The organism is Mesorhizobium sp. M0011 (assembly GCF_040324155.1).
In the GTDB taxonomy this organism is placed as follows: domain Bacteria; phylum Pseudomonadota; class Alphaproteobacteria; order Rhizobiales; family Rhizobiaceae; genus Mesorhizobium.
In genome coordinates, this window is record NZ_JAMYVQ010000004.1 from 98,946 (window position 1) to 124,132 (window position 25,187).

Here is a 25,187-nt window from a genome sequence, read left to right on the forward strand (position 1 = left end):
AACTAGATCTGTGCGGATTTGGTCCGCGCAGCGGCCGTGTCGGCTTCTTGGCCGCCCGGCTCGCCGACGACGCGATCGCGGCCGGTCGACTTCGCCTTGTAGAGACGCTGGTCAGCAAGCGCGAACAGGTCGGCAAGGCAGCGCGTGGTTTCGCTGACGCTGGAAACGCCGGCGCTGACGGTGAATTCGAATCGACTGGTAGCCGCTGAAGCCTTGATCGCATGGCGAATGCTTTCGCCAAACAGCCTGGTAACCGAGTGCGGACGAGAACTGAGGATGGCGAATTCCTCACCGCCGATGCGGAACACCTGGTCCTCGGGACTGGCGACCTCGCGCAGCAGCGCGGCAACGGCTTTCAACACCTTGTCGCCTTCGGCATGGCCGAAACGGTCATTGATCGATTTGAAATGGTCGACATCGATGATCAGCAGGCTGAGCGGCCTGGCGGTGCGCAGGCTGGTCTGGACGGCGGCTTCCCCGTCGGCGTCGAAGCGCCCGCGGTGCAGCAGGCCGGTCAGGCCGTCCCGTCCGACATGTTCGACCAGCGCTTCGTAGCGTTCGCGATAGGTCAGCGTATCGAAGATATCGGTCAATCCGCGCGGCGCGGTGACTTGGCGCTCCTCGAACCATTTGAGATAGGCGACGAGCATGGTGCTGAACGTCACCGCCGCCGCCATCTTGGCGAACCAGCCGCCGAAAAAGACGGCTATCGGCGCGCCGGCAACGAAATGCAGGGCGGTGAAAAACCCGGCCTGGTCGAAGGTCAGCACGCAAGCGACCGAAATCAGGATGCGCGCGAACGGCGCCTTGCGCAGATAACGCCCGAGCTTTTCATAAAGCAGGATGATCAGGATGGCATCGACGAACAGCAGCGTCGTGCCCCACACCATCAGCCAGCCCATCTGGTCGATGAAGCCGATGTCTGGAAGCCTGCCGTCGGGAAGTGCCGCGATGACGTGCAGGCGCAGCAGCAGCACCAGCCCGATCATCAGCGCATTGCCAAGCAGCAGGCCGTAGATCGGCTGACGCACAGTTGCAGCGTCCTCTTTCATATAGAGCAGCAAAAGCATCACCAGCTTGCCGGAAAACAGCACCGCCGAGCCAGGCGAGACCATGCCGAACGGCAAGGCGACGTAAAAAACGCTGGCGAGGTAGGTCTCGAGGAAGTGCATGACACCGAGCGCGCAGATGAACACGCCGAGGCCGATGCGCCTCCGGAAGCGGAAAAGCGTCACCATGACGCTGAAGTAGACGACCGCTTCGGCAAGGAGCAGGAAACTGTTCAGCAATGCCGTCGACCCGATCTCTTTCTCGAAATCGCGAATAGCGAGCGATTCCACTCCGATCCTGTTTTGACGCCGAAGAGTTAACCGGAGATTTCAGCACGCTTCGTGCTGGTGGAAAACTTCGGCGGTTGGCGGACACTTCCGCGTGTGACCGGGCAGATATGGCAAAAGCGATTGCCGTTCGCCGCCGCATCGCCTACATAGCGGCCAACCTCCACTCAATTCGACAGATCCAGTCAGTTTTCTGGGCCAGTCAGTTTTTTCAGGGAAAGCGCGCGTGGCACGCCAGTTCATCTATCACATGGCCGGCCTCAACAAGGCCTATGGCACCAAGAAGGTGCTCGAGAATGTCCATCTCTCCTTCTATCCCGACGCCAAGATCGGCATCCTCGGCCCCAACGGTTCGGGCAAGTCGACGATCCTCAAGATCATGGCCGGGCTCGACAAGGAGTGGAACGGCGAAGCCTGGCTGGCCGAAGGCGCAACCGTCGGCTACCTGGCGCAGGAGCCGGCGCTCGATCCGGACAAGACCGTGTTCGAAAACATCATGGAAGGCGTTGCCGCCAAGACCGCGATCATCGAACGCTATAACGAATTGATGATGAACTACTCCGACGAGACGGCCGACGAGTCGGCCAAGCTTCAGGACGAGATGGACCGGCTCAACCTGTGGGATCTCGAACAGCAGGTCGAGATGGCGATGGAAGCGCTGGGCTGCCCGCCCAAGGATTCGGAAGTCACCAAGCTTTCGGGCGGCGAGCGGCGCCGCGTCGCGCTCTGCCAGCTCTTGCTGCGCCAGCCCGACCTTTTGCTGCTCGACGAACCGACCAACCATCTCGACGCCGAAACCACGGCGTGGCTGGAAAAGCATTTGCGTGCCTATCCGGGCGCCGTGATGATCATCACCCACGATCGCTACTTCCTCGACAACGTCACCGGCTGGATCCTCGAACTCGATCGCGGCCGCGGCATTCCCTATGAGGGCAACTACACCAAATACCTCGAAGCCAAGGCCAAGCGGCTCAAGCAGGAAGGCCGCGAGGACGATGCCCGCCAGCGCGCCATCGGCCGCGAGCGCGAATGGATCCAGTCGAGCCCGAAGGCCCGCCAGACGAAGTCCAAGGCGCGTATCCAGGCGTTCCAGGATCTTTTGGATGCAGCCGACAAGCGGCGTCCGAGCGATACGCAGATCGTCATCCCGCATGGCGAGCGGCTCGGCAATGTGGTGATCGAGGCGGAAGGCCTGTCGAAGGGCTTTGGCGACACGCTTTTGATCGACGGCCTGGAATTCAAGCTGCCGCCCGGCGGCATCGTCGGCGTCATCGGCCCGAACGGCGCCGGCAAGACGACGCTGTTTCGCATGATCACCGGCCAGGAAAAGCCGGATGCGGGCTCAGTGCGCGTCGGCGAAACGGTGAAGCTCGGCTATGTCGACCAGAGCCGCGATGCGCTCGATCCGTCAAAGACGGTATGGGAAGAGATTTCCGGCGGCGCAGAAGTGGTCAAGCTCGGCAAATTCGAGGCCAACACGCGTGCCTATTGCGCGTCGTTCAACTTCCGTGGCGGCGACCAGCAGCAGAAGGTCGGCAATCTGTCCGGCGGCCAGCGCAACCGCGTGCATCTGGCCAAGATGCTGAAGACCGGCGGCAATGTGCTGCTGCTCGACGAACCGACCAACGATCTCGACACCGAAACGCTGGCGGCACTCGAAGACGCGCTGGAAAACTTCGGCGGCTGCGCCGTCATCATCTCGCACGATCGCATGTTCCTCGATCGCCTGGCGACGCACATCCTCGCCTTCGAGGGCGACAGCCATGTCGAGTGGTTCGAAGGCAATTTCGAGGATTACGAGCAGGACAAGATCCGCCGCCTCGGGCCGGATGCCGTCAACCCGCACCGCATGACCTACAAGAGGCTGACGCGGTAAGGGGTTTTCCGGGCGGCGAATTCTCAAGAAGACGTGAGGAGTTCACATGGCTGATTGGTCCGCCGCCCAATATCTGAAATTCGAGGACGAGCGCACGCGGCCCGCGCGAGACCTGGTGGCACAGGTGCCGGTGGACTTCCCGCGCCGGGTCGTCGACATCGGCTGCGGGCCGGGCAACTCGACCGAGCTGCTCGTCGAGCGCTGGCCGGATGCGCAGGTGAGCGGCTTCGACACTTCGCCCGACATGATCGAGAAGGCGCGGGCGCGCCTGCCCGAGGTTACCTTTGATCTCGCCGATGCTTCCAGATGGCAGCCGGCGGAGCCGGTCGACGTGATCTTCGCCAATGCGGTGTTCCAGTGGCTGCCCGAGCATCCCGCTGTGTTCCAGCGGCTGATGGGTTTTCTTGCGCCAGGCGGCGCGCTGGCCATCCAGATGCCCGACAATATGGGCGAGGACTCGCACCGCCTGATGCGTGAAACCGCCGCCGAAATGCCGTTTGCCGAAAAGCTCAAGGGCGCGGCACGCGGGCCGTTGCCGCCGGTGTCGTTCTATTATGATCTTCTGTCGCCGCTCAGCGATCGGCTGGATATCTGGCACACCATCTACAACCACCCGCTTGCCGATGCGCAGGCGATCGTCGAATGGGTGAAGTCGACGGGCCTGAAACCGTTCCTCGATCCGCTGGGTGCCGATGAGCGGACGCTGTTCCTCGAATGTTACACGGCCAAGATCGCCAAGGCCTATCCGAAGACGGCTGATGGCAAGGTGCTCTTGCGCTTTCCGCGCATTTTCATTGTCGCAAAACGAGCTTGATTATCCGTGTTGCGCGGCGTCTTAGGGCCGCTTGGCTTTGCCTGTGGCCATGTCAAGGATCGGCTTAAGTCGGCCCAGATCTTTGGTTTAAGCCGGCGTAAACCGCCTCGGTGAGAAAACTGTTGCGCCGGAGCATTCCGGCGCCCACATGAAGCCGCAGCGCCTGCGGATGGGACGGACTGGACATGCATCGCGTCATCATCAGCGGCATCGGCGTTGAAATCCCCGAACCCACAATCACCAATGAAGAACTGGTCGCCAGCTTCAATGCCTGGGTCGACACGGAAAATGCGCGCCGCCAGGATACTGGCGAGCCGCCGCTGCCGAAATCGGACAGCGACTTCATCGTCCACGCCTCGGGCGTGCGCACCCGCCATGTCATCGAGCGCGAGGGCATTCTCGATCCGACCCGGATGGCGCCGCGCATTCCGGCGCGGCCCGACGACGCGCTGTCGCTGGAGGCGGAGTTCGGCATCGCCTCGGCGAAGAAGGCGCTCGACCACGCCGGGCTGCAGCCGTCGGATATCGACCTGGTGATCTGCTCGGCCTCGCATCACCAGCGGCCCTATCCGGCAATCGCCATCGAAATGCAGGAGGCGTTGGGCACCAAGGGCGCCGGCTTCGACATGGGGCTTGGCTGTTCCTCGGCCGCGGCCGCCTTGCACGTCGCCGTCAACCTGGTGCGGTCGGGCGCGCACAAACGCATCCTGGTGACGACGCCGGAGATCATCACCGGGCATCTCAATTTCCGCGACCGGCAGACGCATTTCATCTTCGGCGACGCTTCGGTGTCGATGGTGGTCGAAGGCCTGGCCAAGGGCGACAAGCGGCCGGGGCGCTTCGAGGTGCTCGACACGCGCGTCTGGACGCAGATGTCGAACAACATCCGCACCAATCTGGGCTATCACACCCGCACCGCCCAGGAAGATCCTTACATGATCAATCTGGAAGGCAATCTGATCAAGCAGGTCGGCAACAAGGTGTTCAAGGAAGTCACTGTCGCCGGGCAAAAATTCATCGTCGAATTCCTCGCCGAGCACGGGCTGACGCCGCAGGCGATCAGGCGCTTCTGGCTGCATCAGGCCAATGCGCGGATGAATGCCATGATCCTGAAACTATCGTTCGGCCACGAGGTCGACCACGACCGGGCGCCGATGGTGCTGGAGCGGCTGGGCAACACGGCGGGCGCCGGCGCCATCGTCGCGCTGTCGGAGAACCACGCCGACATGAAGCCCGGCGATTTCGGCCTGATCTGCGCCTTTGGCGCGGGGTATTCGATAGGCGGCGCGCTTCTCAGGATGCTGTAGAGAGCTATTCGTGTCAGACCGGTGCGAACGGCACCAGCATCGGCACCCGTCTGATATAGTCGTCATAGGCGCTGCCCAACTCGTCGTGCAGGAAACTCTCTTCCAGTCTTGCCTTCGTCACGATGCCGATGATGAGCGATGCGAGACCTCGATACCGGGCCTCCGCCCTTGAATCCGGCGCGCTGCTGGGCAGGGGCGGACCATATGGCGGCGGACCAGATCACCATCCAACCAAAGCAACGTGATTGCCGTCACGGGTCGCATGATCGGCCTCCGTGAATTGTCTGGACGTCACCATGAACGGCACGTCGGTAATGCGCCATCACATCGATGACAGGTAAGAAATGCGTGATCGCCATCATATCGATGGTGTTGATCGGACAATCAGTACTTTCGACTGGACGCCTCGAAGTCCGCCCGGCTACTTCGCTGGATGACGAAAGGAAAGAACGCCATGTTGGATCTCTTCCCCGAGGCTGAAAAGCCGACCGAAATCATCCCCGCGCGAAAGCTTGCCGCCAGGGCGGCAGCGCTTTACGTGGCGCCGGCGGATCATTTTCAGACCCGCCCGGTGGACGAATTGCGGCTGGGTTTCGACGGCATTTCAGGCGATTTCCATGCCGGACCGACACGGCGCTCGGGCGGGCGCGAGCCCTGGTATCCGCGCGGCACGGAAATACGCAACGAACGGCAGATATCGATCATTGCAGCGGATGAACTCGCCATCGTCGCCGAACGGATGGATCTCACCGAAATCAAGCCGGAATGGATCGGCGCCAATCTTGTGATCGAAGGGGTGCCCAACCTCTCCATGCTGCCGGCCGGGACGCTGCTGTTCTTCAAGGGCGGCGTGACCATCAAGGTGGACGCGCAGAACGGCCCTTGCCGCATCGCCGGCCGGTCGATCGCCGAGAATGCCGGAATGGTCGACGTAGAAGCCGGCGCGCTACTGTTCCCAAAAATGGCGAAGCGGCTGCGCGGCGTCGTCGCCTGGGTCGAGAAGCCGGGAACGGTCAAGACCGGCGAAGAGATTTCGGTGCGCGTGCCGGAACAGTGGATCTATAAAGCCTGAGGGCGAGCTACGCCGCCCATGGAGCGGCGTAGCAAGAGTGCTGGACTTCAGCCCTTGCGGTTCTTCTTGGCGCCTTGCGCCATGATGGAGACGTCGTCCCACTTCTCCCAGGTGGCGATGCGGTTGGCGTATTCCTGTTTGATCATCGGCAGGCCGCCGTCGCCGAAGAATACCCTGAGCGGCGGCTCGGCGGCATCGACAATGGCCAGCATGGCCGGCCCGGTGGCCTCTGGATCGCCGGCGACCGAATTGGCGCGGCGCTCCGCCATCTTGGCACGGGCCGGTGCATAGGCCTCGATCGGTTGGGACACCTTGGCCGACGGGCCGGCCCAGTCGGTGGAGAAACCGCCGGGTTCGACCAGCGTCACATGGATGCCGAATTCCGCGACCTCGATGCTCAGCGACTGGCTGAAGGCCTCCAGCGCCCATTTCGAGGCGTGGTAGAGGCCGAGCGAGGCAAAGGCATTGACGCCGCCGATCGACGAGATCTGGATGATGTGGCCGAAATGCTGTGCCCGCATGATCGGCAGTGCGGCCTGAGTGACCCACAGCGCGCCGAAGACATTGGTTTCGATCTGGTCGCGGGCTTCCTGTTCGCTGACCTCCTCGATGGCGCCGAAATGGCCGTAGCCGGCATTGTTGATGACGACGTCGAGCCGGCCAAAACGCTTGTGCGCTTCGGCGACAGCGGCATCGACGGCTTTCTTGTCTGTGACGTCGAGCTTTATCGCGGCAATCCTGTCGCCGTATTTCTGGACGAGATCGGCGAGCGTGCCGGCGTCGCGGGCAGTCGCCGCGACGCTGTCGCCACGCGCGAGTGCCGCCTCGGCCCAGACGCGGCCAAAGCCCTTCGACGATCCGGTGATGAACCAAACCTTGTTTGTCATGATCTTGGAGTCCTTGCCCCTGCGGGCGTGATTTTTGGGTGAAAGCGGAGGCTTCTCCGCTTTCGGGCATATACGGTCGATCCTCTGATTTTCCAGAGCCGACGGGAATGTTTTGAAAAGACGCCTGAATTATCAGGGATAATTCACCTGGGACGACCAGGCCGCGTCATCGTGCTTTTGCCAGTAGCGCGCCATCAGGCGGCTGGTGATCGCGCCGACCTTGCCGTCGGCGATCCGAACACCGTCGATCTCCGTCACCGGCATGATGCCGCCTGCGGTCGAGGTGATGAAAACCTCGTCTGCCTCGTGCAATGCGGCAACGCTGACATCGGTGGCGGTGGCTGCAAGACCTTCTTCGGCGCACAGATCAAAGACAGTGCGGCGGGTGATGCCGGGCAGCACACCGATGGAAGGCGTCGACAGTTTGCCATCCTTGACGCAGAAGACGTTGAAGCCCGGGCCTTCGGCGACATTGCCGTTGAAGTCCAGAAGCAACGCAGTCTCGGCGCCGCGATCATAGGCATCGTAGAGGCCGCGCACCAGATCGAGCCAGTGGTAGTTCTTGATCGCTGGGTCGATCGAGGCCGGTGGAATGCGCACCTTGTCGCTGATGGCGACACGCAGGCCGCGCTGCAATTGCTCGGCATTGGCGACCGAGCCGAAAGGCACGGCGAACGCCATGAAGCGGTTGACCGCCTGGCGCGGGTCGCGGCTGAAGGTCGGCGAGGCGCCGCGCGTGCACAGCATTTCGACATAGGCGGCGCGATGACCGGATAGCGCCACACAATTGTGCAGGATTTCGGTCACGCCGTCGCGATCGAAGGGGATGGTCATGCGCAGCTTGTCCAGCCCGCCGAAGAAGCGGTCGAGATGCAGGTCGAGGCGGAAGAAGCGACCGTTCCAGACATGCACGGTGTCGTAAGTGGCATCGGAATGCAGAAAACCCCAGTCCAGCACCGAGACCTTGGCTTGCGACATAGGCAGGTATTGGTCGTCGAGGAAAGCGACGCCCTCGGGGTAGGAGTGCGGGTCGACATGGCGGTCGCCAACCAGGGGCAGTTGCTTCTCGTCCTGTGTTGCCATCGTCCGGCTCATCGAGGCCTCCTGTCAAGCAGGCGAGAGGCTAGCGGCGCTGGGCAGAAGGCATAGAGCCACCCGCCCGGCGCTGTTCGGCCTCCATGACGATCTGGCCGATACATTCGATCGCGATTGCCCTATCGTTCCGGGTCTGAACGGGAGGGGAAAATGGGCAGGTTTGGGGCCGTCACAGCGGCAATGATGATGTTCGCCGCCGCGGGCCAAGCCAGCGCCCAGTGCGCACGCGAAGGCGAGGAATTGTGCCAGAGCGGCCAGACCTATCGCTGCGAGAAAACCGGCAGCGAATTGACGTCGATCTTCCAGAACGTGCCTTGCGCGGTGAATGTGCCGACGCTGAGCGGCACCTGGCTCGGCAGCGGCCACCAGAGCCCGGCCGGCGATGCCGGAGCTGATTGGGCGATCGCCATGACGATCAATGATGGCGGTGCGTCGATCGACTATCCGTCGCTCGGCTGCGGCGGATCCCTGTCGCAGACATCAAGGGACGACACATCGGCGGAATACCACGAGAGCATCACTTACGGGCAGGATAAGTGCATCGACGGCGGCAACATCACCGTCAGGTTTTTCAAGGGAAATCTGTCCTGGACTTGGGTCGGCCAGGCCGACGGCCAGCCTTATAATGCGGTCGCAGTGCTAAAGCGGAAGTAGCCGTGGTCATTCCTCCTCGTCGTCGGCGTCGAGCAGGCGGGTTGCGCGCCAGCGGGTGAGCACGATGTTGGTCTGCTCGATGACGAAGAAACGCGCCGAGTCGCGGTCATAGCCTTCGCTGAGCAGTTTTTCGTAATCGGTGTGCATGTGGCGGATATGGGCAATGGTCGCCAGCCATACGGCGATGCCCGGCGGCAGGGTCTTCATGTGAACCGCGCCGGCGTCGGTGCGGATCTTCTCCATATCGGCATAGGGCGCCAGCGGCAGAAGTGCGGTCAGCGCCTTGGCGATGGCGCGGCGGCGGCCGGTCGGCGCTGTCATCGCCGGATCCCATTGGGCTCGTCGCGCCCTTCGATGGTCGCCTCTGATATGGCGTCGGTCGAGGCGAAATAGGGTTTTAGGTCGATGACCGGCGTGCCGTCGAGCACGTCGATGGCGTCGAGATCGATGCGGCCGGTTTCGATGTTGACGGCAATCAGCCTGGCGATGTGCAGCCCGATGGGGTTCGGGCGGGCAGGGGAGCGCAGCGCAAATACACCTTTCGCTTCAACGGCATGGCGCGGTTTCTGCACAATCAGAGTCCGCGGCGCATGATGCAGCCAGGATAGGATGATGACGTGGCTGGCGCGCTCCAGCCCCTGCAGGCCCCTTCGGTAGGGCGCGTCGATGGTCAGCACCGCCTTCTGTCCGGTCTCGCGCGCGACGCGCATGTTCTTCGGGCAGGTTTCGCGCGTCGTCCACGGCGAGGCAATGCGGCCGATGAAGACGATGCCGCCATCAGGCGGCATCAGGGCCGGATCGTTTTCCAACCTCTGCTCCCCTTCGCGCGCCTCGAACATCTCACGCGTTTCAGTCATGGCCCGTGTCTCTTAAAACGCCACACGAGCGGCATTTTCTGGTCCGGAAGCGACATAGCGCTTGCAAGGTTTTGAAAACCGACATAAACATATGTTTATATCTTTTCAAAGAGAATACGCTGATGCATGTCTCGCTCGACACCATGGTTGATACATTGAAGGCGGCGGCCGAATCCAGCCGATTGCGCATACTGGCACTTCTGTCGCGCGGCGACCTCACGGTTTCCGATCTTACCGAAATTCTCGGCCAGTCGCAGCCGCGCGTTTCGCGTCACCTGAAGCTCTTGCTGGAGGCCGGGCTGATCGGCCGCTACCAGGAAGGGTCCTGGGCCTTCTTCCGTCTGTCGGATGCGGATTCAGCGCGTGACTTCGTCATGGGACTGGTTTCCGGCATTCGCGGCGCCGATCCGCAGGTCGAGCGCGATCTTGAGCGTCTGGCCTCGGTCAAGCGCAAGCGGCAGGACCGCGCGGTCGCGTATTTTTCGGTGAATGCGGCAAGCTGGGACCATATCCGCTCGCTGCATGTGCCGGACCGCGCCGTCGAAGCCGCAATGTTGAAGCTGGTGGGCAAGCGGCCGTTCCAGTCGATGCTGGATCTCGGCACCGGCACCGGGCGGCTGCTTGAAATCTTCTCGCCGCTTTATCGGCGCGGTGTCGGCATCGACATGTCGCGCGAGATGCTGACCGTGGCGCGCGCCAATCTCGACAAGGCCGGGGTTTCGAACGCACAGGTTCGGCAGGGCGACATCTTCGCACCGCCGGTCGAGCGCGATGCCTTCGATCTCGTCACCATCCATCAGGTGCTGCACTATCTCGACGATCCCGCCCGCGCCATCCACGAGGCGGCGCGGCTTTTGCGTCCGGCCGGACGCCTGGTCATCGTCGATTTCGCGCCGCATGCGCTGGAATTCCTGCGCGAGGAGCACGCGCATATGCGGCTCGGTTTTTCCGACCGGCAGATCGCCGACTGGTTTTCGGAAGCCGGCCTCGATCTTGAAGACAGTCAGGAATTCGAGCCGCGCGGCGGCAACGAGGCCAGGCTCACCGTAAAACTCTGGCTTGGCCGCGACCGGCGCCTGCTGATTGCCGATCCTTCCAACGACACAAGGCAGGCCAAAGCGAACTCGATAGGGGAAATCGCATGAACCAGTTCCGCTTTTCCCGCCGCCCCGACATTGGCGACAGGGTCAGGGTTTCCTTCGAATTCTTCCCGCCGAAGACGGACGAGATGGAAGCGAGGCTGTGGGAGACGGTAACAAAGTTGGAGCCGCTGAAGCCGAAATTCGTCTCGGTGACCTACGGCGCCGGCGGCTCGACGCGGGAGCGTACCGCGCGCACTGTAAAGCGCATCCTGACGGAAACCGGTATTCCTGCAGCGGCGCATCTGACCTGCGTCGGTGCAACACGCGACGAGGTCGACGCGGTCATCCAGGATTACAGGTCGATCGGCATCAACCGGTTCGTGGCGCTGCGCGGCGACCCGGCCTCCGGCGTCGGCGAACCGTATCGGCCGCATCCCGGTGGCTACGAGAACGGCGCGGAGCTGGTCGCCGGGCTCAAGGCAATCGCGGACTTCGACATCTCCGTCGCGGCTTATCCGGAAAAGCATCCGCAAAGTCCCGATTTCGCCACCGACATCGAGATGCTGAAGCGCAAGGTCGACAATGGCGCGACGCGCGCCATCACCCAGTTCTTCTTCGACAATGATCTCTACGAGCGCTATGTCGAGCGCGTCCGCCGCGCCGGCATCTACATCCCGATCGTGCCGGGAATCCAGCCGGTTCACAGTTTCAGGCAGGTCGCGAACTTTTCCGCCAGGGCGGGCGCGCATGTGCCCGGCTGGCTGGCGGAGCGTTTCGAAGGCCTTGACCGGGACCCGCAGACGCATGCGCTGGTGGCGTCGGCGGTGGCAGCCGAACAGGTGATGGATCTGGTCGAGCGCGGTGTCGGCGATTTCCACTTCTACACCATGAACCGCGCCGATCTGGTCTTTGCCATCTGCCATATGATCGGCATCCGCTCGCACGAGGCGGCGGCGGCCGGATCAGCCGCGGCTTGAGGTCGGGTTCAAACAAAAGGCCGGGAAAAACCCGGCCTTTTGAATTGGTTGGACTATTTGAGTGCTGGTCTTCCCCGCTTTGGCGGTCAGGGAAGGAAGCCCATAATAAGGGCTCCGATAAAGGCGAACGCAGCACAGATCATCAATGCGTTGATAGGCCTCGTAAGTCCCATGACATAGCCTCCTCTTAAAGAGCTATGTCATGGAGTCTAGGTTCATTTGTGCCACAGGCAAGCGGAAAATGTGCTGCATTGCGACGTGATTGTGAAATCCGCGACATGTCTTTTGCCGTTAGGCTTTGAAACTCCTAGGCAAAAACCGGCTTCAGACCTGTGAATAAAATGTGGCCCGCTCGTGTCGCTGCTGTGTCATGGCAGCGCTACCCCCGCGAAAGCCGAATTCGGCTTTCGCGATGCGGGGGCAATTAGGCGGTTAGAGCATTCTTTGCGCGTCCAGTGGACGCGCGGCGCTCTAACGTCGGCCGAACAACCGCCCGTCGATGGTGACGAGGCCGAGCGCGATCAGCACCACGCCGCCGATTTCGAACAGCTCCAGCCGCTCGCCAAGGAACAGGAAGCCGAGCAGCATGGCGCTGGCCGGCACGACAAGCGTGACCAGCGAGGCGTTGGTCGCGCCGGCCGAGGCGACGAGGTTGAAATAGAGGATGTAGGCGAAGGCGGTGGACAGAAGCGCCAGCGCCAGCACCGCCGCCCAGACCGGGGGCGAGGCCGAGAACAGGCCGGATGGACCGTAGGTGAAGAGCACGATCGGGATCATGATGATGGTCGACGCCGTCAACTGTCCGGTGGCGATGACCGGTGAGGGCACGCCCTTGAAGCGGCGGGCGACCATCAGCGCAATACCATAGGACAGCGAAGCACCGATCAGGGCGAACTTGGCCCAGACCGGGCCGCCGAGCCCGGTAAGCAGGCCGGGGCCGATCATGACGGCCGTACCGGCGATGCCGAGCGCAATGCCGGCGAGCTTGTTCCAGGAGAGCTTTTCGTCGGATGTCAGCGCGTTCGCGAGGATCAGCGTCCAGAACGGCGTCGTCGCGTTGAGCACCGAGGCGACGCCGGCGCCAAGCTCCGTCTGGCCGACGAAGATCAGCGAGAAGGGCACGACATTGTTGGTGAGCGCCAGCAGGAAGAACAGGCCTGCATGCGGAAGCGCGAGGCGGAAGGACGGACCGCGCAGACCGAGATAGATCTGCAGCGCAATGGCGGCGATGGCGACGCGAAACAGCACCAGCACCAGCGGGGGGAGTTCCGCCACCGCGATGCGCGCAAAGAAGAACGAGCCGCCCCAGATCGCGCCGAGCAGCAGGAGTTGCCCCCAATCCTTGAGCACCATCGGCCCGCGTGGTGCGGATGTCGCGGCCATTGCCATGTGAGTCGCCCTCCCAGACTGCCTGAATGCCAGTCACTCAGGCAGAAGCCATATCGGCGCCAGTGACAAGGGCCACCCGAAACCTGATCGCTGGCAAACGTTGCTGGCAAAGACCTAGCGCCGCTGCGTCAGCCGCACGAGACACAGAATTGTTTTCATTAGCCGCTAGCTTGGATTAATTGTGCGCAGGCTAGGTCAAGGATTCGTCGATGCAGCGATTCGAAAATGCCCGCGAGGCGGCACTGGCGCTTCGTCCGGACGATCCGGTCTATTGCTTCCGCCCGCAAGTGCTGATGGCGGATGCCAGGCAGTTCATGGGCATGTTCCCCGGCAAGACCGCCTATGCGGTCAAGACCAATGGCGAGCAGATCGTGCTGAAGACCCTGGTCGAAGCCGGTGTCAAGGCTTTCGACGTCGCTTCGCCGGGCGAGTTCGCCGCCGTGCGCGCGGTCTCTCCGGATGCCGAGATGCTCTACATGCATCCGGTCAAGGCGCAGTCGGACATCAAGCTGGCGCTGGAGAAATACGCCATCCGCGTCATTTCGCTGGATCACGAGGACGAGATCACCAAGCTGACGCGAGTGGTGCGGGCGCTCGACATCGATCCGGGCTCGATCAGCGTGTTCGTGCGGGTGCAGACCAAGGGGCATGCCGCCTACGAATTGTCGAAGAAGTTCGGCGCCGGGCCGGCCTATGCGGTCGAACTGGCCGAGCGGCTCAACCGCACCGGCTACAAGGTTGGTCTGTGTTTCCATGTCGGCAGTCAGATCGAGGATCCCGACACCTATGAGCGGGCGCTGGCTTCCGCCGATTGGGTGCGCAACCGGCTGACCTTCGATATTGCAGGGCTCGACGTCGGCGGCGGTTTCCCCGCCGAATACGGCCACGATCCCAACCGCAAGCAGATCGAGATGCCGTCGCTCGGCCAGATCATGTCGCGGCTTTCGGGCGATCTGAAAGAGTATCAGTTCGACCAGATGCCGCTGGTGGCCGAGCCGGGCAGGGTGATCGTGGCGCGCTGCCTGTCGCTGATCGTGCGGGTGCTGCTGCGCAAGGGCAAGCGGCTTTACATCAATGACGGCATCTGGGCGTCGCTGTCGGATTCATGGACCGGCAAGATCACGCTGCCGGCCCGCTTCATTCCCGATCCTGCGATCCGCTCGCGCAATGGCGAGGAGAAGAACATCGTGCCGTTCAAGGTCTGCGGCGCGACCTGCGATTCCGTCGACATCCTGTCGCGGCCATTCTGGCTGCCGGAAACGGTCGATACCGGCGACTGGATCGAGATCGGCCATATCGGCGCCTATTCGCTGTCGCTGAGGACCCGATTCAACGGGTTTTACCCCGACACCTTCGTCGAGGTGACGACGCCGTTCGACGAGGGCGACGCGCCGCAGGGGTTTGCGAGTCTGGAGACGATGGCGGATTAGGGAATAGGGAATAGGGAATAGGGAATAGGGAATAGGGGTGGCAGGCACGGCTTTCGGAGTAATTTTCTACTGCCTACTGCCTACTGCCTACTGCCTACTGCCTACTGCCCTAAAATTTCCCCAATAGCTCCGGCGTCGGCCAGCCATCCACCGGCAGGCCTAGCCGCATCTGCTCCTTGCGGATCGCCTCGCGGGTGTTGGTACCCAAAATGCCGTCGACAGTGCCGACATCGTAGCCCCTGGCTTCCAGCTTGGTCTGCAACGCCTTCATCTGCTCGTTGTTGAGGCCGGTTTCGGGATTGCGCGGGTCGAGCGGCGGCGCGCCTGCGAGTCGTGCGGCAAGGTTGGCTGCCGTCAGCGCATAGGTGAAGGACTGGTTCCATTCGAGATAGACGTCGAAATTGTCGTAGGTGAGGAAGGCAGGCCCCTTGCGGCCCATCGGCAGCGCCAGGCCTGCTTTCAGGCCGTTGTCGACCAGCGGCGCGCCGCTAGGGTAGGTGACGCCCCATTGCGCCCACTGCGACAGCGGCAGCTTGTTGGTGCGGCCGGTCTGGTCCCACGGCATGTCTTCGGGCGCGCGGACTTCCTGGATCCAGGGCTGGTCGCGTTTCCAGCCGCGCGACAGCACTTTGTTGGCGGTGGTCATGATCACATCGGGCACGCTGCCGCGCAGGTCGATCTTGCCGTCGCCGTCGCCGTCGACGCCGCGTGCCAGATAGTCGGAGGGCAGGATCTGCGTCTGGCCGATCTCGCCGGCCCAGGCGCCCCTGACATCGGCCGGCAGCACGCCGCGATCGATCAGCTCCAGAAGCGGCACCAGCTGCTGCCGGAAGAGCTGCGGCCGGCGGCAATCATGGGAAAGCGTCACCAGGGCGCTCAGCGTGTGGAAGTCGCCCTGCACGGCGCCGAAATCGGTCTCCAGCGCCCAGAAAGCGGCGATGATCGGCGCCTGGACGCCGAACTGCTGGTCGGCGCGGGCGAAGACGTCGGCGTATTTCTTCAGGTTTGCCGCACCTTGCTTCAGGCGATAGGCCGAGATCATGCGGTTGGAAAACTCGACAAAGGTTTGGGTGAAGACGCCCTGGGCGCGGTCGCGTGCCAACACCTTGTCGTCGAAGGTTGCCGCTCCAAGGGCGTCGAGACCCGCTGTACCTACGCCAGCCGCCTTGGCTTCCGCAGCGACGCCCTGCTTCCAGGATTCGAAGTCGCCGCCGCATTCCTGCGCCATCGCCGGCAAGGCCGTGGCGCACAGGGTCAGCGCAGCCGCGAGGACTTTGGAACGCAGTCGCATCAGCTTCCTCTCGAAACGAATAGCGGGCAGTTGTTGTGCTCCCCGGAAGCCCAACGCCCTGAATTACTGGCGGTTGCACTTTTCACCGCTGGCTGTGTCGAAAAGCAGGCGGCAGGCCCGGTGTCAACGGGTGTTCTGCCGCAGCCACTTGTTCCAGGCGGCTTCACTGCCGTTGAAGACGTTGATGTCGGACTTGCCGCTTACGCCCGGAACGATGCCGGTTCCCGTGTATTGCCAGAAGGTGAAGGGGTGGCTGCCGTATTTCTCACGCGGATGGCCGGCGACGGAGCGCAGCCAATAGGGATAGCCGCGAAAGCTCGACAGCTCGTTATCGTCGAAGAAGTCGATCGAGGTGTAGATGATCGGCTTCTTGCCGTAGTGCCGTTCGACGATTTCAAGGAAGGTGGTCATCTCCGCGCGCACCGTGGCAGCGTCGGGACGCAGCCTGCAGGTCGGCGATTGCGGGTTCCATTCCATGTCGAGGACCGGCGGCAGCGCCGAGCGGTCGACGGGGACGTTGCGGATGAACCAGCGCGCCTGCACGGCAGCCGGGGTGCAGAAATAGTAGAAGTGATAGGCGGCTCGCGGAACGCTGGCAGCTTTCGTGCGGGTCCAATGCTCGTTGAAATACTCATCGAAGCGATCGCCGCCCTCGGTCGCCTTGATGAAGGCGAAGGAGATGCCGCTGGCCTTGGCCGCCGGCCAGTCGACCGAGGTCTGGTATTTGGAGACGTCGGTGCCGTGAACGGCATAGTTCCATGGCGCTCCGCTTTCCCATTCATGCGGCTTGGAATCGGCAAAGCGCGGCGCGCGCACGGCAACCGTCGGGCTGCTCGACGCGGACGGCGACAGCGGCGAGAGATCGTCCACGGTCGAGCAGGCGCCAAGCAGCGTCAGCATGATGAGGCCCGCAAGACGGCGCATCGCAATTCCCGAGCCGGATTCAGCCGGTCGCTGATGGGTCTATACACTGATGGCCGGTTTTGTGATCGGGCCCCCTCCGAGCGATCGCCCCACAGCATCGCTCAGCATATCCTGTGATCGCCGATCATGGTTGATAATCCGTTGATGGCGCTCGACAAGCATTGTGATTTGCGGAAGCAATGGCGGCAAATCGATGACATAAGGGTCGCGCAGGGCCCGGAGGAAATAAATGCGGATCGTGGTCAAGATCGTCAAATGGCTGCTTGGCCTGATCGTTCTGGCGATCGCCGCCCTTTTTGCCTGGCTTTATATCGCGCCGCCGGAGTTGATCAGGGTCGGCTCGGGCTACTCGGCCAAGATCGTCTGTTCGAACGTCTTCATTGCCGGCCGCGATCCCAATGAGGTGCTTGCCGTCGACGTGCAGGCGCCCGGGCATCCCCTGCTGCGGCTAATGCGGGTTTCGGTGGACAAGAACAGGGGAACGGTGTCGGCGGGCCTGTTCGGCTTCCTCGGCAAGAGCATCGCCGTCGCCCGTGACGGGCTGGGCTGCGCTTCGGTTCCGGACGGCGATGTAGGCAAGGCGCGGCGGACCGCGATCCAAGCGGAGCCGTCGGCGGCCACCATGGGCGACCTGTGGCCGCAAGGCGAGCGCGTCGAGGCATCACAGGATCCGGTGATTGCCAAGCTGCTGGACGATGCGGCGCTGGCCGGCACCGGCATGCGCGCGGTGGTGGTGGTCAAGAATGGCCGCGTCGTCGGCGAGCGCTACGGCGATGGCTTTTCCGCCAAGACGCCGCTGCTCGGCTGGTCGATGACCAAGACGGTGAACGCCGCCATCGTCGGCACGCTGGTCAAGGACGGCAAGATGGCTTTCGACGACAAAAACCTGTTTGCGCCGTGGAAGGCGGACGGCCGCACTGCCATCCGCCTCGCCGACATGATGGCGATGTCGAGCGGGCTGGAGTTCAACGAGGATTATGGCGACGTCGCCGACGTCACGCGCATGCTCTATCTCGAACCTGACATGGCGGGCTTCGCCGAATCCAAGCCGCTGGCTGCAGAGGTCGGCAAACAGTTTTCCTATTCGAGCGGCACGGCGGTGATGCTGTCGCGCCTCTGGCAGGACGCGATCGGCGACAAGGCCAAGGCGCTGACATGGCCGCGCACGGCGCTGTTCGAGCCGCTCGGCATGCACAGCGCGGTGCTCGAGACCGACGAGCAAGGCACCTTCGTCGGCTCGTCCTATCTCTACGCGACTGCCCATGACTGGGCGCGCTTCGGCCAGTTCCTGCTGCAAAGCGGGGTGTGGAACGGCAACCAGATCCTGCCAACCGGTTTCGTCGACTGGATGCGCGAGCCGGCATCCGCCTCGAAAGTCTACGGCAAGGGTCAGTTGTGGATCGAGGCCCCGGGCGATGAGGAAAACCCCGGCGCCGGCGTCGCGGCAGGCCTGCCCAAGGACACGTATTGGATGGAAGGCCATGACGGGCAGACGGTCGCCATCATCCCCTCGGAGCAGTTGGTGGTGGTGCGGCTAGGGCTGACGCCGGCCAAGCTCGGCTACCGGCCGCAGACGATGGTCGGAGCGCTGGTGAAGGCGCTGCATTAGACCAGGCGCCGCAATTCTTGCTATGCAGCAGTGGCCAAAGGCTTGGCACGGTCAACCCGCGCCCGCTCGTCGGGCGAGTTCATGACCTGCCAGAGATCGCTGCGGCGCTGGACGTTCAACCAGAAATCCGGGCTGTTGCCGAACACCCGTGCCAGAATGAGCGCGGTCGCCGCCGTCACGTTGCGGCGGTCGTTGCACAATTCGTTCACATGTTTGCGCTGGACCCCCATCGCCTCGGCCAAAGCCGCTTGCGTCAGGCCAAGCGGCTGCATGAATTCTTCCGTGAGAATTTCGCCAACCGTTGCCGGCTTGCGTGTGGTCATCAACATGTTCTCACCTCAAAGCTGCCCCACCTCATGAAGAATTGGAGCACCTTGCCCTTCCGATAGCAATAATCAGAGGGCTATCTTGATAACCGCCAGCCAGGCATAGCCGCGATAAAGCGTGCGGAAACGGAAGCTTGCGCCGGTTCGCTGGGATTGCGATTCCAGAACCTCGCGCAAGGATTCACGCGGCGCTACGTGGAATTTTTTCAACCAATTGCGCAGCAAGGTCCGGAACCAGCCGGGCAGGCCTTCCTGCTGGCCGAAATCGACGATGTGCAGCGAACCGTTCGGTAACAGCGCGGCCAGCGCTGCCGACACAGTTTTTTCCCAGCCGGGGATCATCGACAGCGAATAGGACACGAAGACGCGATCGAAGCCGTTGCGCCCGAACAGCGCCTTGGCATCGAATCCCGTGGCGTCGCCCTGGGCGAGCGTGACACGATCGACCAGGCCCTCGCGGGCAATCGCGGCGCTGGCCGTCTCCAGCATTTCGGCTGAAATATCGAGGCCGAAGAAGCCGGCGTCGGGGTAGCGACGCGCGGCCAGGATGATGTTGCGGCCGGTGCCGCAGCCGAGTTCCAGCACGGTGCCGCCGGCGGGCACATCGAGCCCTGCGATCAGCCGGTCGCGGCCAAGCAGGTAGTATTTGCGGGTCAGGTCGTAGATGTGGCGCTGCCAGCGGTAGACGCCGTCCATCAATTCGGCATGGTCGGCCGGCAGCTCGGTCGTGCTCATGCCGCACGCTTCACATAGAGATGGAAGCCGCCATAGATGGCCGAACGGTCGCGGACCGAGAATTCGCGCGAAGCCTCATCCTGGTAGGTCCACTGGTCGAGCAGCGAGCTGGAGACGCGGCCCGGCAACAGGCTGGGTTCGGCGGCGGTGCGGAAGATCACGCGGGCGCCGGCCGAAGCCGTACGGGTGATTTCCGCCCACAGCGCGTTGAGCTGGTCATCGGTCATCCAGTCCTGAGCGTCGAGCAGGACGAAGCGGTCGACGGAGCCTGCGTCATTGCCGGCGAGGAACTCGATCAGATTGGCATGGTGGATGGCGACGCGGTCGACATTGCCGCGAATGGTCTCGTAGTTCTGTTTTTCGAGATAGGCGGGCAGGGCGGCCTCGCCGGGGTTCGGATAGCGCCGGGCGAAGGCCTGCCAGGCGAAGTAGTTGTTCTCCAGCGGAAAATCGCAAGCGAGCTTTTCCAGCCGGGCTTTCAGCACGCTGGCCATGGTGCCGTCGCCAGAAGTGATCAGCGAATCGTACTGCGCCGGCGGAATGCCGAGGCCGAACAGAGAGGCCTTGCGCGACGTCGCCCATTTCAAAAGCTTCTTGTCGAAGACCGGCGCCAACTCCTCGTTGAAGAAGCGGCGCTGCTCGCCGATGTTCTTGGCCTGCATGATGCCGGCAGGGTCGACGCCGAAGAATTTTGCCGTGCGGTGGCCCATGGCGATGAACAGGCCGAGCAGGCCGGTCTGGTAGAAATTGCGGTCGAACACAGTGATGCGACGGCGGCCGCGCCAGTTGCGGCGCTCCCAGTAGTGACGGCTGACCGGATCGAGATGCGGCGCGATGAAACGGTCATACGCTTTCGAATTGTGGCTGGTGTCGGCGGCGCCGAAGAAGCGGAACAGGTCGCTCTGCGATGGCAAATGGCGCACCGCCTCCAGCTTCATGCGGTTCAGCGCGATGTGCGCGGTGTTGAGGTCGACGGCGTCGACCCGGGCCGGCGAGCGCGTGAGGTAGGCCAGGATGTTGCAGCCGCCGGAGGCGATGGTGACGACGCGGTGGCCCTGGCCAAGCTGCATCGCCTCCATGTCGACATCGGGGTCTTCCCAGATCTGCGGATAGACGAGGCCGGAAAACAGGAAGGCGAACAGCCGCTCCGAAATGCCGGCCTTCGACAGCGGGCGGTTCTGGTAGACGGCCTTTCCAACTTCCTTGCCGCGGCGAAAAACCAGATCTGCGGAAACGTCCGTCATGGCAAGATGATTCCCCATTTGCTTTGCCGCAAGCGGGTAACCCAGGGTCATGACAGGCCGGTGACAGCCTGTTGATGCCTCCTTACGGCTTGCCAAATCCGCCCGGCGTCGGCGTCGTCAGTATGACGGCGTCGCCGGCCTGCAGCACGGTCTGATCGCAGGCTTTCAGCACGTCGACCGTGCCGTCGTTGCGGCGGATCTTGGTCGAGCCGACCTCGCCGTCGCCGCCGCCGTCCAGCCCTTGCGGCGGGCGGTTGCGGTGCGAGGAGAGGATCGCGCATTCCATCTTTTCGAGGAAGCGGATGGTGCGTTTTGTGCCGTCGCCGGCGCTCCATTTGCCCTTGCCGCCGGAGTTTTCCCGAATGTGGAAATCCTCGAGCAGCACGGGAAAGCGCAATTCCAGCACTTCCGGGTCGGTGAGGCGCGAATTGGTCATGTGGGTGTGGACGCCGGAGGTGCCGGCAAAGCCGCGGCCCGAGTTCATCTGGCCGGCCGGCGAGCCGGAACAGATCGTCTCGTAGTATTGGTAGGTCTTGTTGCCGAAGGTCAGGTTGTTCATCGTGCCTTGCGCGTTGGCCATGGCGCCCATGGCGCCGAACAGCGCGTTGGTGACATGCTGCGAGGTCTCGACATTGCCGGCGACGACGGCGGCGGGGTAGGCGGGTTTCAGCATGCAGCCATCGGGAATGATGATGTTGATGGGCCGCAGGCAGCCGGCATTCATCGGGATCATGTCCTCGACCATGACGCGGAAAGCATAGAGCACGGCCGCTCGGGCGACCGGTTCCGGCGCGTTGAAATTGTTCTTCATGACCGGTGATGTGCCGGTGAAGTCAACGGTCGCCTCGCGCTTTTGCCGGTCGACAGTGATCTTCACCTTGATGATTTGGCCGGTGTCGGTCGGGTATTCGTACTGCGAACTGTCGGGCAGCCGCTCCAGCACGCGGCGCACGCTTTCAGCCGCATTGTCCTGGACATGGCCCATATAGGCCTCGACGACATCGAGGCCGAAATGCGCGACCATCTTGCGCAGTTCCGCGACGCCCTTCTCGTTGGCGGCGATCTGCGCTTTGAGATCGGCGATGTTCTGGTGCGGATTGCGGGCCGGGTAGCGGTGGTCGGTGAGCAGCGTTTCCAGCTCCTTCTCGCGGAATTTTCCACGATCGACGATGCGGAAATTGTCGAACAGCACGCCTTCCTCGTCGACCGTGGTGGCGAGCGGCGTCATCGAGCCGGGTGCCGTGCCGCCGATATCGGCATGATGGCCGCGCGAGGCGGCCCAGAACAGGATTTCGCGTTGGGCGTCGTCGAACACCGGCGTCACCACGGTGATGTCGGGCAGATGCGTGCCGCCATTGTAGGGCGCATTGAGGGCAAAGACGTCGCCGGGGTGGATGTCGCCGGAATTCAGCCGGATGATGGTTTCGACCGAGCGGTCCATCGAGCCCAGATGCACCGGCATATGCGGCGCATTGGCGACCAGCGCGCCAGTGCGATCGAAGACGGCACAGGAGAAATCCAGCCGTTCCTTGATGTTGACCGAATAGGCGGTGTTCTGCAGCGTCACGCCCATCTGCTCGGCGATCGACATGAAGAGGTTGTTGAAGACCTCCAGCATGACCGGATCGGCCTCGGTGCCGAGCGCTGCCTGCCGGCGCTTTTTCTCGACACGGCGCAGGAGCACATGGTTCCTGGCGGTGATTTCGGCCTGCCAGCCCGGCTCGATGACGATTGTCTGGTTCGGCTCGATAATCAAGGCAGGTCCCGCAACCCTGTTTCCCGGCTTCAGCGCCTCGCGGCGGAAGATGGGTGAAGTGCGCCACTCTCCTTCGGTGAAGATTTCGCGGGTTTGCGAAGGGCTTACGGCAAGGTCTTCGGTTCGCGATTCAGTTTCGTCGCGCCCGGTGCCGCCGGTGTCCGCGCCTTCGACGCCGACGGTCTCGACGATCATCGGCTTGTCGTCATAAACGAAACCGAACTGCGCCTTGTGGGCGATTTCAAAATCGCGCCTGGCCTGGAAAATCGAATCCGCCTCGAAATTCACCGGCAGTGTCGTGTCGGTGCCGTCATAGCGAATGTGCAGCACCGGCTTCGTGGCGACCGTATCCTCGCCGATGCCTTGCGCCGCGAGTTCGGCGATGACGGCTTCTCTCAAGATGGCAATGAGGCTGCCGATCTCTGTTCTGGACTCTTCGGCAAGCGGCTTTAGCAGCGCCTGCTGGCGCGAGGCAAAGACCGAGGACAGGCCGATGCCATAGGCCGACAGCAGGCCAGAGAAGGGATGGATCAGCACCGCCTCCATGCCGAGCGCGTCGGCGACCAGGCAAGCGTGCTGGCCGCCCGCGCCGCCAAAACAGTTCAAAAGATATTCGGTGACGTCGTAGCCGCGCTGGACGGAGATCTTCTTGACGGCATTGGCCATGTTCTCCACGGCGATGGTGACGAACCCTTCGGCGACGGTCTCGGGCGACCGGCCATCGCCGATCTCGGCGGCGAGTGCCGAGAATTTTGCCCGCACCGTCTCGACGTCGAGCGGCTCGTCCTGGCCGGGTCCGAATATAGCCGGAAAGAAATCGGGCTGCAGCTTGCCAAGCATGACATTGGCGTCGGTGACGGCGAGCGGGCCGCCGCGCCGGTAGGCTGCCGGGCCGGGATTGGCGCCAGCCGAGTCAGGTCCGGCGCGAAAACGGCCGGCCTCGTAATGCAGAATCGAGCCGCCGCCGGCGGCGACGGTGTGGATGCGCATCATCGGCGCGCGGATGCGCACGCCGGCGACCTCGGTGTCGAAGGCGCGTTCGTATTCGCTGTCATAGTGGGCGACATCGGTAGAGGTGCCGCCCATGTCGAAGCCGATGACTTTTTCGAAGCCGGCGAGCCTGGCTGTCTCGACCATGCCGACGACGCCACCGGCGGGCCCCGACAGCAGTGCGTCTTTGCCCTGGAACATGGCGGGGGGGGGGGCGGCCCCCCTATAAAATATTAAAAACCGGGGGGGGCTCGGGCCCATCCCCCCCCAGGGGGGTGTTTAGGGGCGCCGCGCCCAACTCTCCCGCCACCCTTTGCACGTAGCGCGACAGGATTGGCGACAGATAGGCGTCGACCACCGCGGTGTCGCCGCGGCCGACCAGCTTGATCAGTGGGGAGACCTCATGGCTGACCGAGACTTGGGCGAAACCAAGTTTGCGGCAGACTTTCGCCACAGCCTTCTCGTGGTCGGGGTATTTCCAGGCGTGCATGAAGACGATGGCGACCGCATCGATGCCATCGGCCCTGGCCTGTTCGATCGCCGGCCGGCAGGCGGCGATGTCGAGCAATTGTTCGACGCAGCCATCGGCGCGCACACGCTCGTTGATTTCGATGACGCGCTCGTAGAGCTGTTCGGGAAGGATGATCTCCTTGGCGAAGATGTCCGGGCGCGCCTGGTAGGCGATCTTCAGCGCATCGCGAAAGCCCTTGGTGATGAGCAAAAGCACGCGGTCGCCCTTGCGCTCCAGCAGCGCATTGGTGGCAACCGTGGTGCCCATCTTGATGTCGCCGATCAGGCCGCTCGGGATCGTGTCGCCGGCCGACAAGCCAAGAAGGTCGCGAATGCCCTGGATGGCAGCATCGTTGTAGGCTTCGGGATTTTCGGAGAGAAGCTTGCGCGGGTGCAGCCCGCCTTCTGGATCTCGGCCGATGATATCGGTGAATGTGCCGCCGCGGTCGATCCAGAAATCCCATTTTTCGGTCATGACAGCCCCTAGCGCTTTTACGTTCGATCGGTGGTTCGGCACATGCTGTTAGTTCGCCACGGCCCGAGCGGCAATCGCAAATGAACCAGACGATGTTACATGCCGAAACGCAACGTTACGAAACTCATGGTCGTCTGGCGCATTTGTCCTTCGACCGCTCACGGCAACGTGAGCGTGTGTTGAAGGAGAGACAAAATGAAAAAGCTCATTCTCGCGTCCGTTTCCGGTTTGGCCTTGCTTGGCGTCGCCGCCTGCAGTGACAGCGGTACGGACAATACCACCACCCAGAGCACCAATCCGCCGGCCGCCGAGGAACCGATGAAGCCGGCTACCCCGGAAGCCACGCCGCCGGCCGCGACGCCTCCGGCAACGGATAATTCGACCACGAAGAGCATCACACCCGAGAAGCCTGCCGAGCCGGCTCCGGCAACACCAGCTCCTGCGCCTGCGCAGTAGTGAGCAAGCAGTACTTCGTGTGATGAATGAGAAAGGCCGGCGCGAGCCGGCCTTTCTCATATTGTCCGAGCGCCGTGGCGTTCGAGTCCGATCT

Annotated in this window: 21 protein-coding genes and 1 pseudogene; 10 read left to right on the forward strand and 12 right to left on the reverse strand. The window is 62.9% G+C overall.

From position 1 onward, the window contains the following. Window positions 1-2: 2 nt before the first annotated feature. Window positions 3-1,289 (reverse strand): GGDEF domain-containing protein, encoded by a 1,287-nt coding sequence (locus NKK51_RS06030; RefSeq protein WP_352551972.1) that lies wholly within the window; start codon window positions 1,287-1,289, stop codon window positions 3-5. A gap of 274 nt (window positions 1,290-1,563) precedes the next feature. Here NKK51_RS06030 and ettA point away from each other — a divergent pair, with 274 nt between their 5' ends. The 4 genes from ettA (at window position 1,564) to NKK51_RS06050 (ending at window position 6,406) form a co-directional block, all read left to right on the forward strand. Beyond that, a complete protein-coding gene (gene ettA / locus NKK51_RS06035; RefSeq protein ID WP_013530923.1) occupies window positions 1,564-3,213 on the forward strand; it encodes an energy-dependent translational throttle protein EttA in 1,650 nt (549 codons plus the stop codon). 46 nt (window positions 3,214-3,259) lie between these two features. Further along, on the forward strand, window positions 3,260-4,027 hold the full coding sequence (gene tam / locus NKK51_RS06040) for a trans-aconitate 2-methyltransferase (RefSeq protein WP_352551755.1): 768 nt from the start codon (window positions 3,260-3,262) through the stop codon (window positions 4,025-4,027). A 185-nt stretch (window positions 4,028-4,212) separates the two neighbouring features. Continuing rightward, on the forward strand, window positions 4,213-5,334 hold the full coding sequence (locus NKK51_RS06045) for a beta-ketoacyl-ACP synthase III (RefSeq protein ID WP_023813172.1): 1,122 nt from the start codon (window positions 4,213-4,215) through the stop codon (window positions 5,332-5,334). A 454-nt stretch (window positions 5,335-5,788) separates the two neighbouring features. Next, window positions 5,789-6,406, forward strand: coding sequence for an MOSC domain-containing protein (locus NKK51_RS06050; protein WP_352551757.1), 618 nt, complete (start codon window positions 5,789-5,791; stop codon window positions 6,404-6,406). 47 nt (window positions 6,407-6,453) lie between these two features. Here NKK51_RS06050 and NKK51_RS06055 read toward each other — a convergent pair whose 3' ends face one another. Together NKK51_RS06055 and NKK51_RS06060 are read right to left on the reverse strand one after the other, a co-directional pair. Beyond that, complete coding sequence (locus tag NKK51_RS06055; RefSeq protein ID WP_352551759.1) at window positions 6,454-7,293, reverse strand: SDR family oxidoreductase; 840 nt, start codon at window positions 7,291-7,293, stop codon at window positions 6,454-6,456. Window positions 7,294-7,425: 132 nt separating this feature from the next. Beyond that, entirely contained in the window at window positions 7,426-8,388 is a 963-nt protein-coding gene (locus NKK51_RS06060; protein WP_352551761.1) for a D-amino acid aminotransferase, read from the reverse strand. 150 nt (window positions 8,389-8,538) lie between these two features. Between NKK51_RS06060 and NKK51_RS06065 the strand changes: the two genes are divergently transcribed. Continuing rightward, complete coding sequence (locus tag NKK51_RS06065; RefSeq protein ID WP_352551762.1) at window positions 8,539-9,042, forward strand: hypothetical protein; 504 nt, start codon at window positions 8,539-8,541, stop codon at window positions 9,040-9,042. 6 nt (window positions 9,043-9,048) lie between these two features. Here NKK51_RS06065 and NKK51_RS06070 read toward each other — a convergent pair whose 3' ends face one another. Next, window positions 9,049-9,363, reverse strand: coding sequence for a DUF2293 domain-containing protein (locus tag NKK51_RS06070; protein ID WP_127260329.1), 315 nt, complete (start codon window positions 9,361-9,363; stop codon window positions 9,049-9,051). Continuing rightward, window positions 9,360-9,899, reverse strand: coding sequence for a tRNA (N6-threonylcarbamoyladenosine(37)-N6)-methyltransferase TrmO (tsaA, locus tag NKK51_RS06075; protein ID WP_128303473.1), 540 nt, complete (start codon window positions 9,897-9,899; stop codon window positions 9,360-9,362). The genes NKK51_RS06070 and tsaA overlap by 4 nt, the downstream gene beginning before the upstream one ends. A 122-nt stretch (window positions 9,900-10,021) precedes the next feature. Between tsaA and NKK51_RS06080 the strand changes: the two genes are divergently transcribed. Continuing rightward, window positions 10,022-11,044 carry an ArsR/SmtB family transcription factor gene (locus NKK51_RS06080; RefSeq protein WP_128303474.1) on the forward strand — a complete coding sequence of 341 codons (1,023 nt, stop codon included), beginning with the start codon at window positions 10,022-10,024 and terminating at the stop codon, window positions 11,042-11,044. Further along, window positions 11,041-11,958 carry a methylenetetrahydrofolate reductase [NAD(P)H] gene (metF, locus tag NKK51_RS06085; RefSeq protein WP_352551764.1) on the forward strand — a complete coding sequence of 306 codons (918 nt, stop codon included), beginning with the start codon at window positions 11,041-11,043 and terminating at the stop codon, window positions 11,956-11,958. Before NKK51_RS06080 ends, metF begins: the two co-directional genes overlap by 4 nt. Before the next feature lie 471 nt (window positions 11,959-12,429). Here the strand turns inward: metF and NKK51_RS06090 are convergent, their stop codons facing one another. Further along, on the reverse strand, window positions 12,430-13,347 hold the full coding sequence (locus NKK51_RS06090) for a DMT family transporter (RefSeq protein ID WP_352551765.1): 918 nt from the start codon (window positions 13,345-13,347) through the stop codon (window positions 12,430-12,432). Window positions 13,348-13,556: 209 nt separating this feature from the next. Between NKK51_RS06090 and NKK51_RS06095 the strand changes: the two genes are divergently transcribed. After that, window positions 13,557-14,777: an alanine racemase gene (locus NKK51_RS06095; protein WP_013530936.1), complete on the forward strand. Its 1,221-nt coding sequence runs from the start codon at window positions 13,557-13,559 to the stop codon at window positions 14,775-14,777. A 109-nt stretch (window positions 14,778-14,886) separates the two neighbouring features. Here NKK51_RS06095 and NKK51_RS06100 read toward each other — a convergent pair whose 3' ends face one another. Both NKK51_RS06100 and NKK51_RS06105 read right to left on the reverse strand, forming a co-directional pair. Continuing rightward, a complete protein-coding gene (locus tag NKK51_RS06100) occupies window positions 14,887-16,068 on the reverse strand; it encodes a lytic murein transglycosylase (RefSeq protein ID WP_128303477.1) in 1,182 nt (393 codons plus the stop codon). Window positions 16,069-16,191: 123 nt separating this feature from the next. After that, complete coding sequence (locus NKK51_RS06105) at window positions 16,192-16,992, reverse strand: glycoside hydrolase family 25 protein (protein WP_352551767.1); 801 nt, start codon at window positions 16,990-16,992, stop codon at window positions 16,192-16,194. 229 nt (window positions 16,993-17,221) lie between these two features. On the opposite strand from NKK51_RS06105, the gene NKK51_RS06110 reads away from it, so the two are divergent. Then, the gene (locus NKK51_RS06110; RefSeq protein WP_352551769.1) at window positions 17,222-18,601 is read left to right on the forward strand and encodes a serine hydrolase domain-containing protein; all 1,380 of its coding nucleotides are present in this window, start codon (window positions 17,222-17,224) and stop codon (window positions 18,599-18,601) included. A gap of 20 nt (window positions 18,602-18,621) precedes the next feature. Here the strand turns inward: NKK51_RS06110 and NKK51_RS06115 are convergent, their stop codons facing one another. The 4 genes and pseudogenes from NKK51_RS06115 to NKK51_RS06130 form a co-directional block, all read right to left on the reverse strand. Then, entirely contained in the window at window positions 18,622-18,930 is a 309-nt protein-coding gene (locus NKK51_RS06115; protein ID WP_127321777.1) for a HigA family addiction module antitoxin, read from the reverse strand. Window positions 18,931-18,996: 66 nt separating this feature from the next. Next, window positions 18,997-19,662: a class I SAM-dependent methyltransferase gene (locus NKK51_RS06120; RefSeq protein WP_352551771.1), complete on the reverse strand. Its 666-nt coding sequence runs from the start codon at window positions 19,660-19,662 to the stop codon at window positions 18,997-18,999. After that, window positions 19,659-20,957, reverse strand: a complete 1,299-nt coding sequence (locus NKK51_RS06125; RefSeq protein WP_352551773.1) for a BtaA family protein — start codon at window positions 20,955-20,957, stop codon at window positions 19,659-19,661. Before NKK51_RS06125 ends, NKK51_RS06120 begins: the two co-directional genes overlap by 4 nt. Window positions 20,958-20,988: 31 nt before the next feature. Further along, a pseudogene (locus NKK51_RS06130) lies at window positions 20,989-24,637 on the reverse strand (hydantoinase B/oxoprolinase family protein). Window positions 24,638-24,832: 195 nt separating this feature from the next. On the opposite strand from NKK51_RS06130, the gene NKK51_RS06135 reads away from it, so the two are divergent. Further along, on the forward strand, window positions 24,833-25,093 hold the full coding sequence (locus NKK51_RS06135; RefSeq protein ID WP_013530943.1) for a hypothetical protein: 261 nt from the start codon (window positions 24,833-24,835) through the stop codon (window positions 25,091-25,093). Window positions 25,094-25,187: the final 94 nt, after the last annotated feature.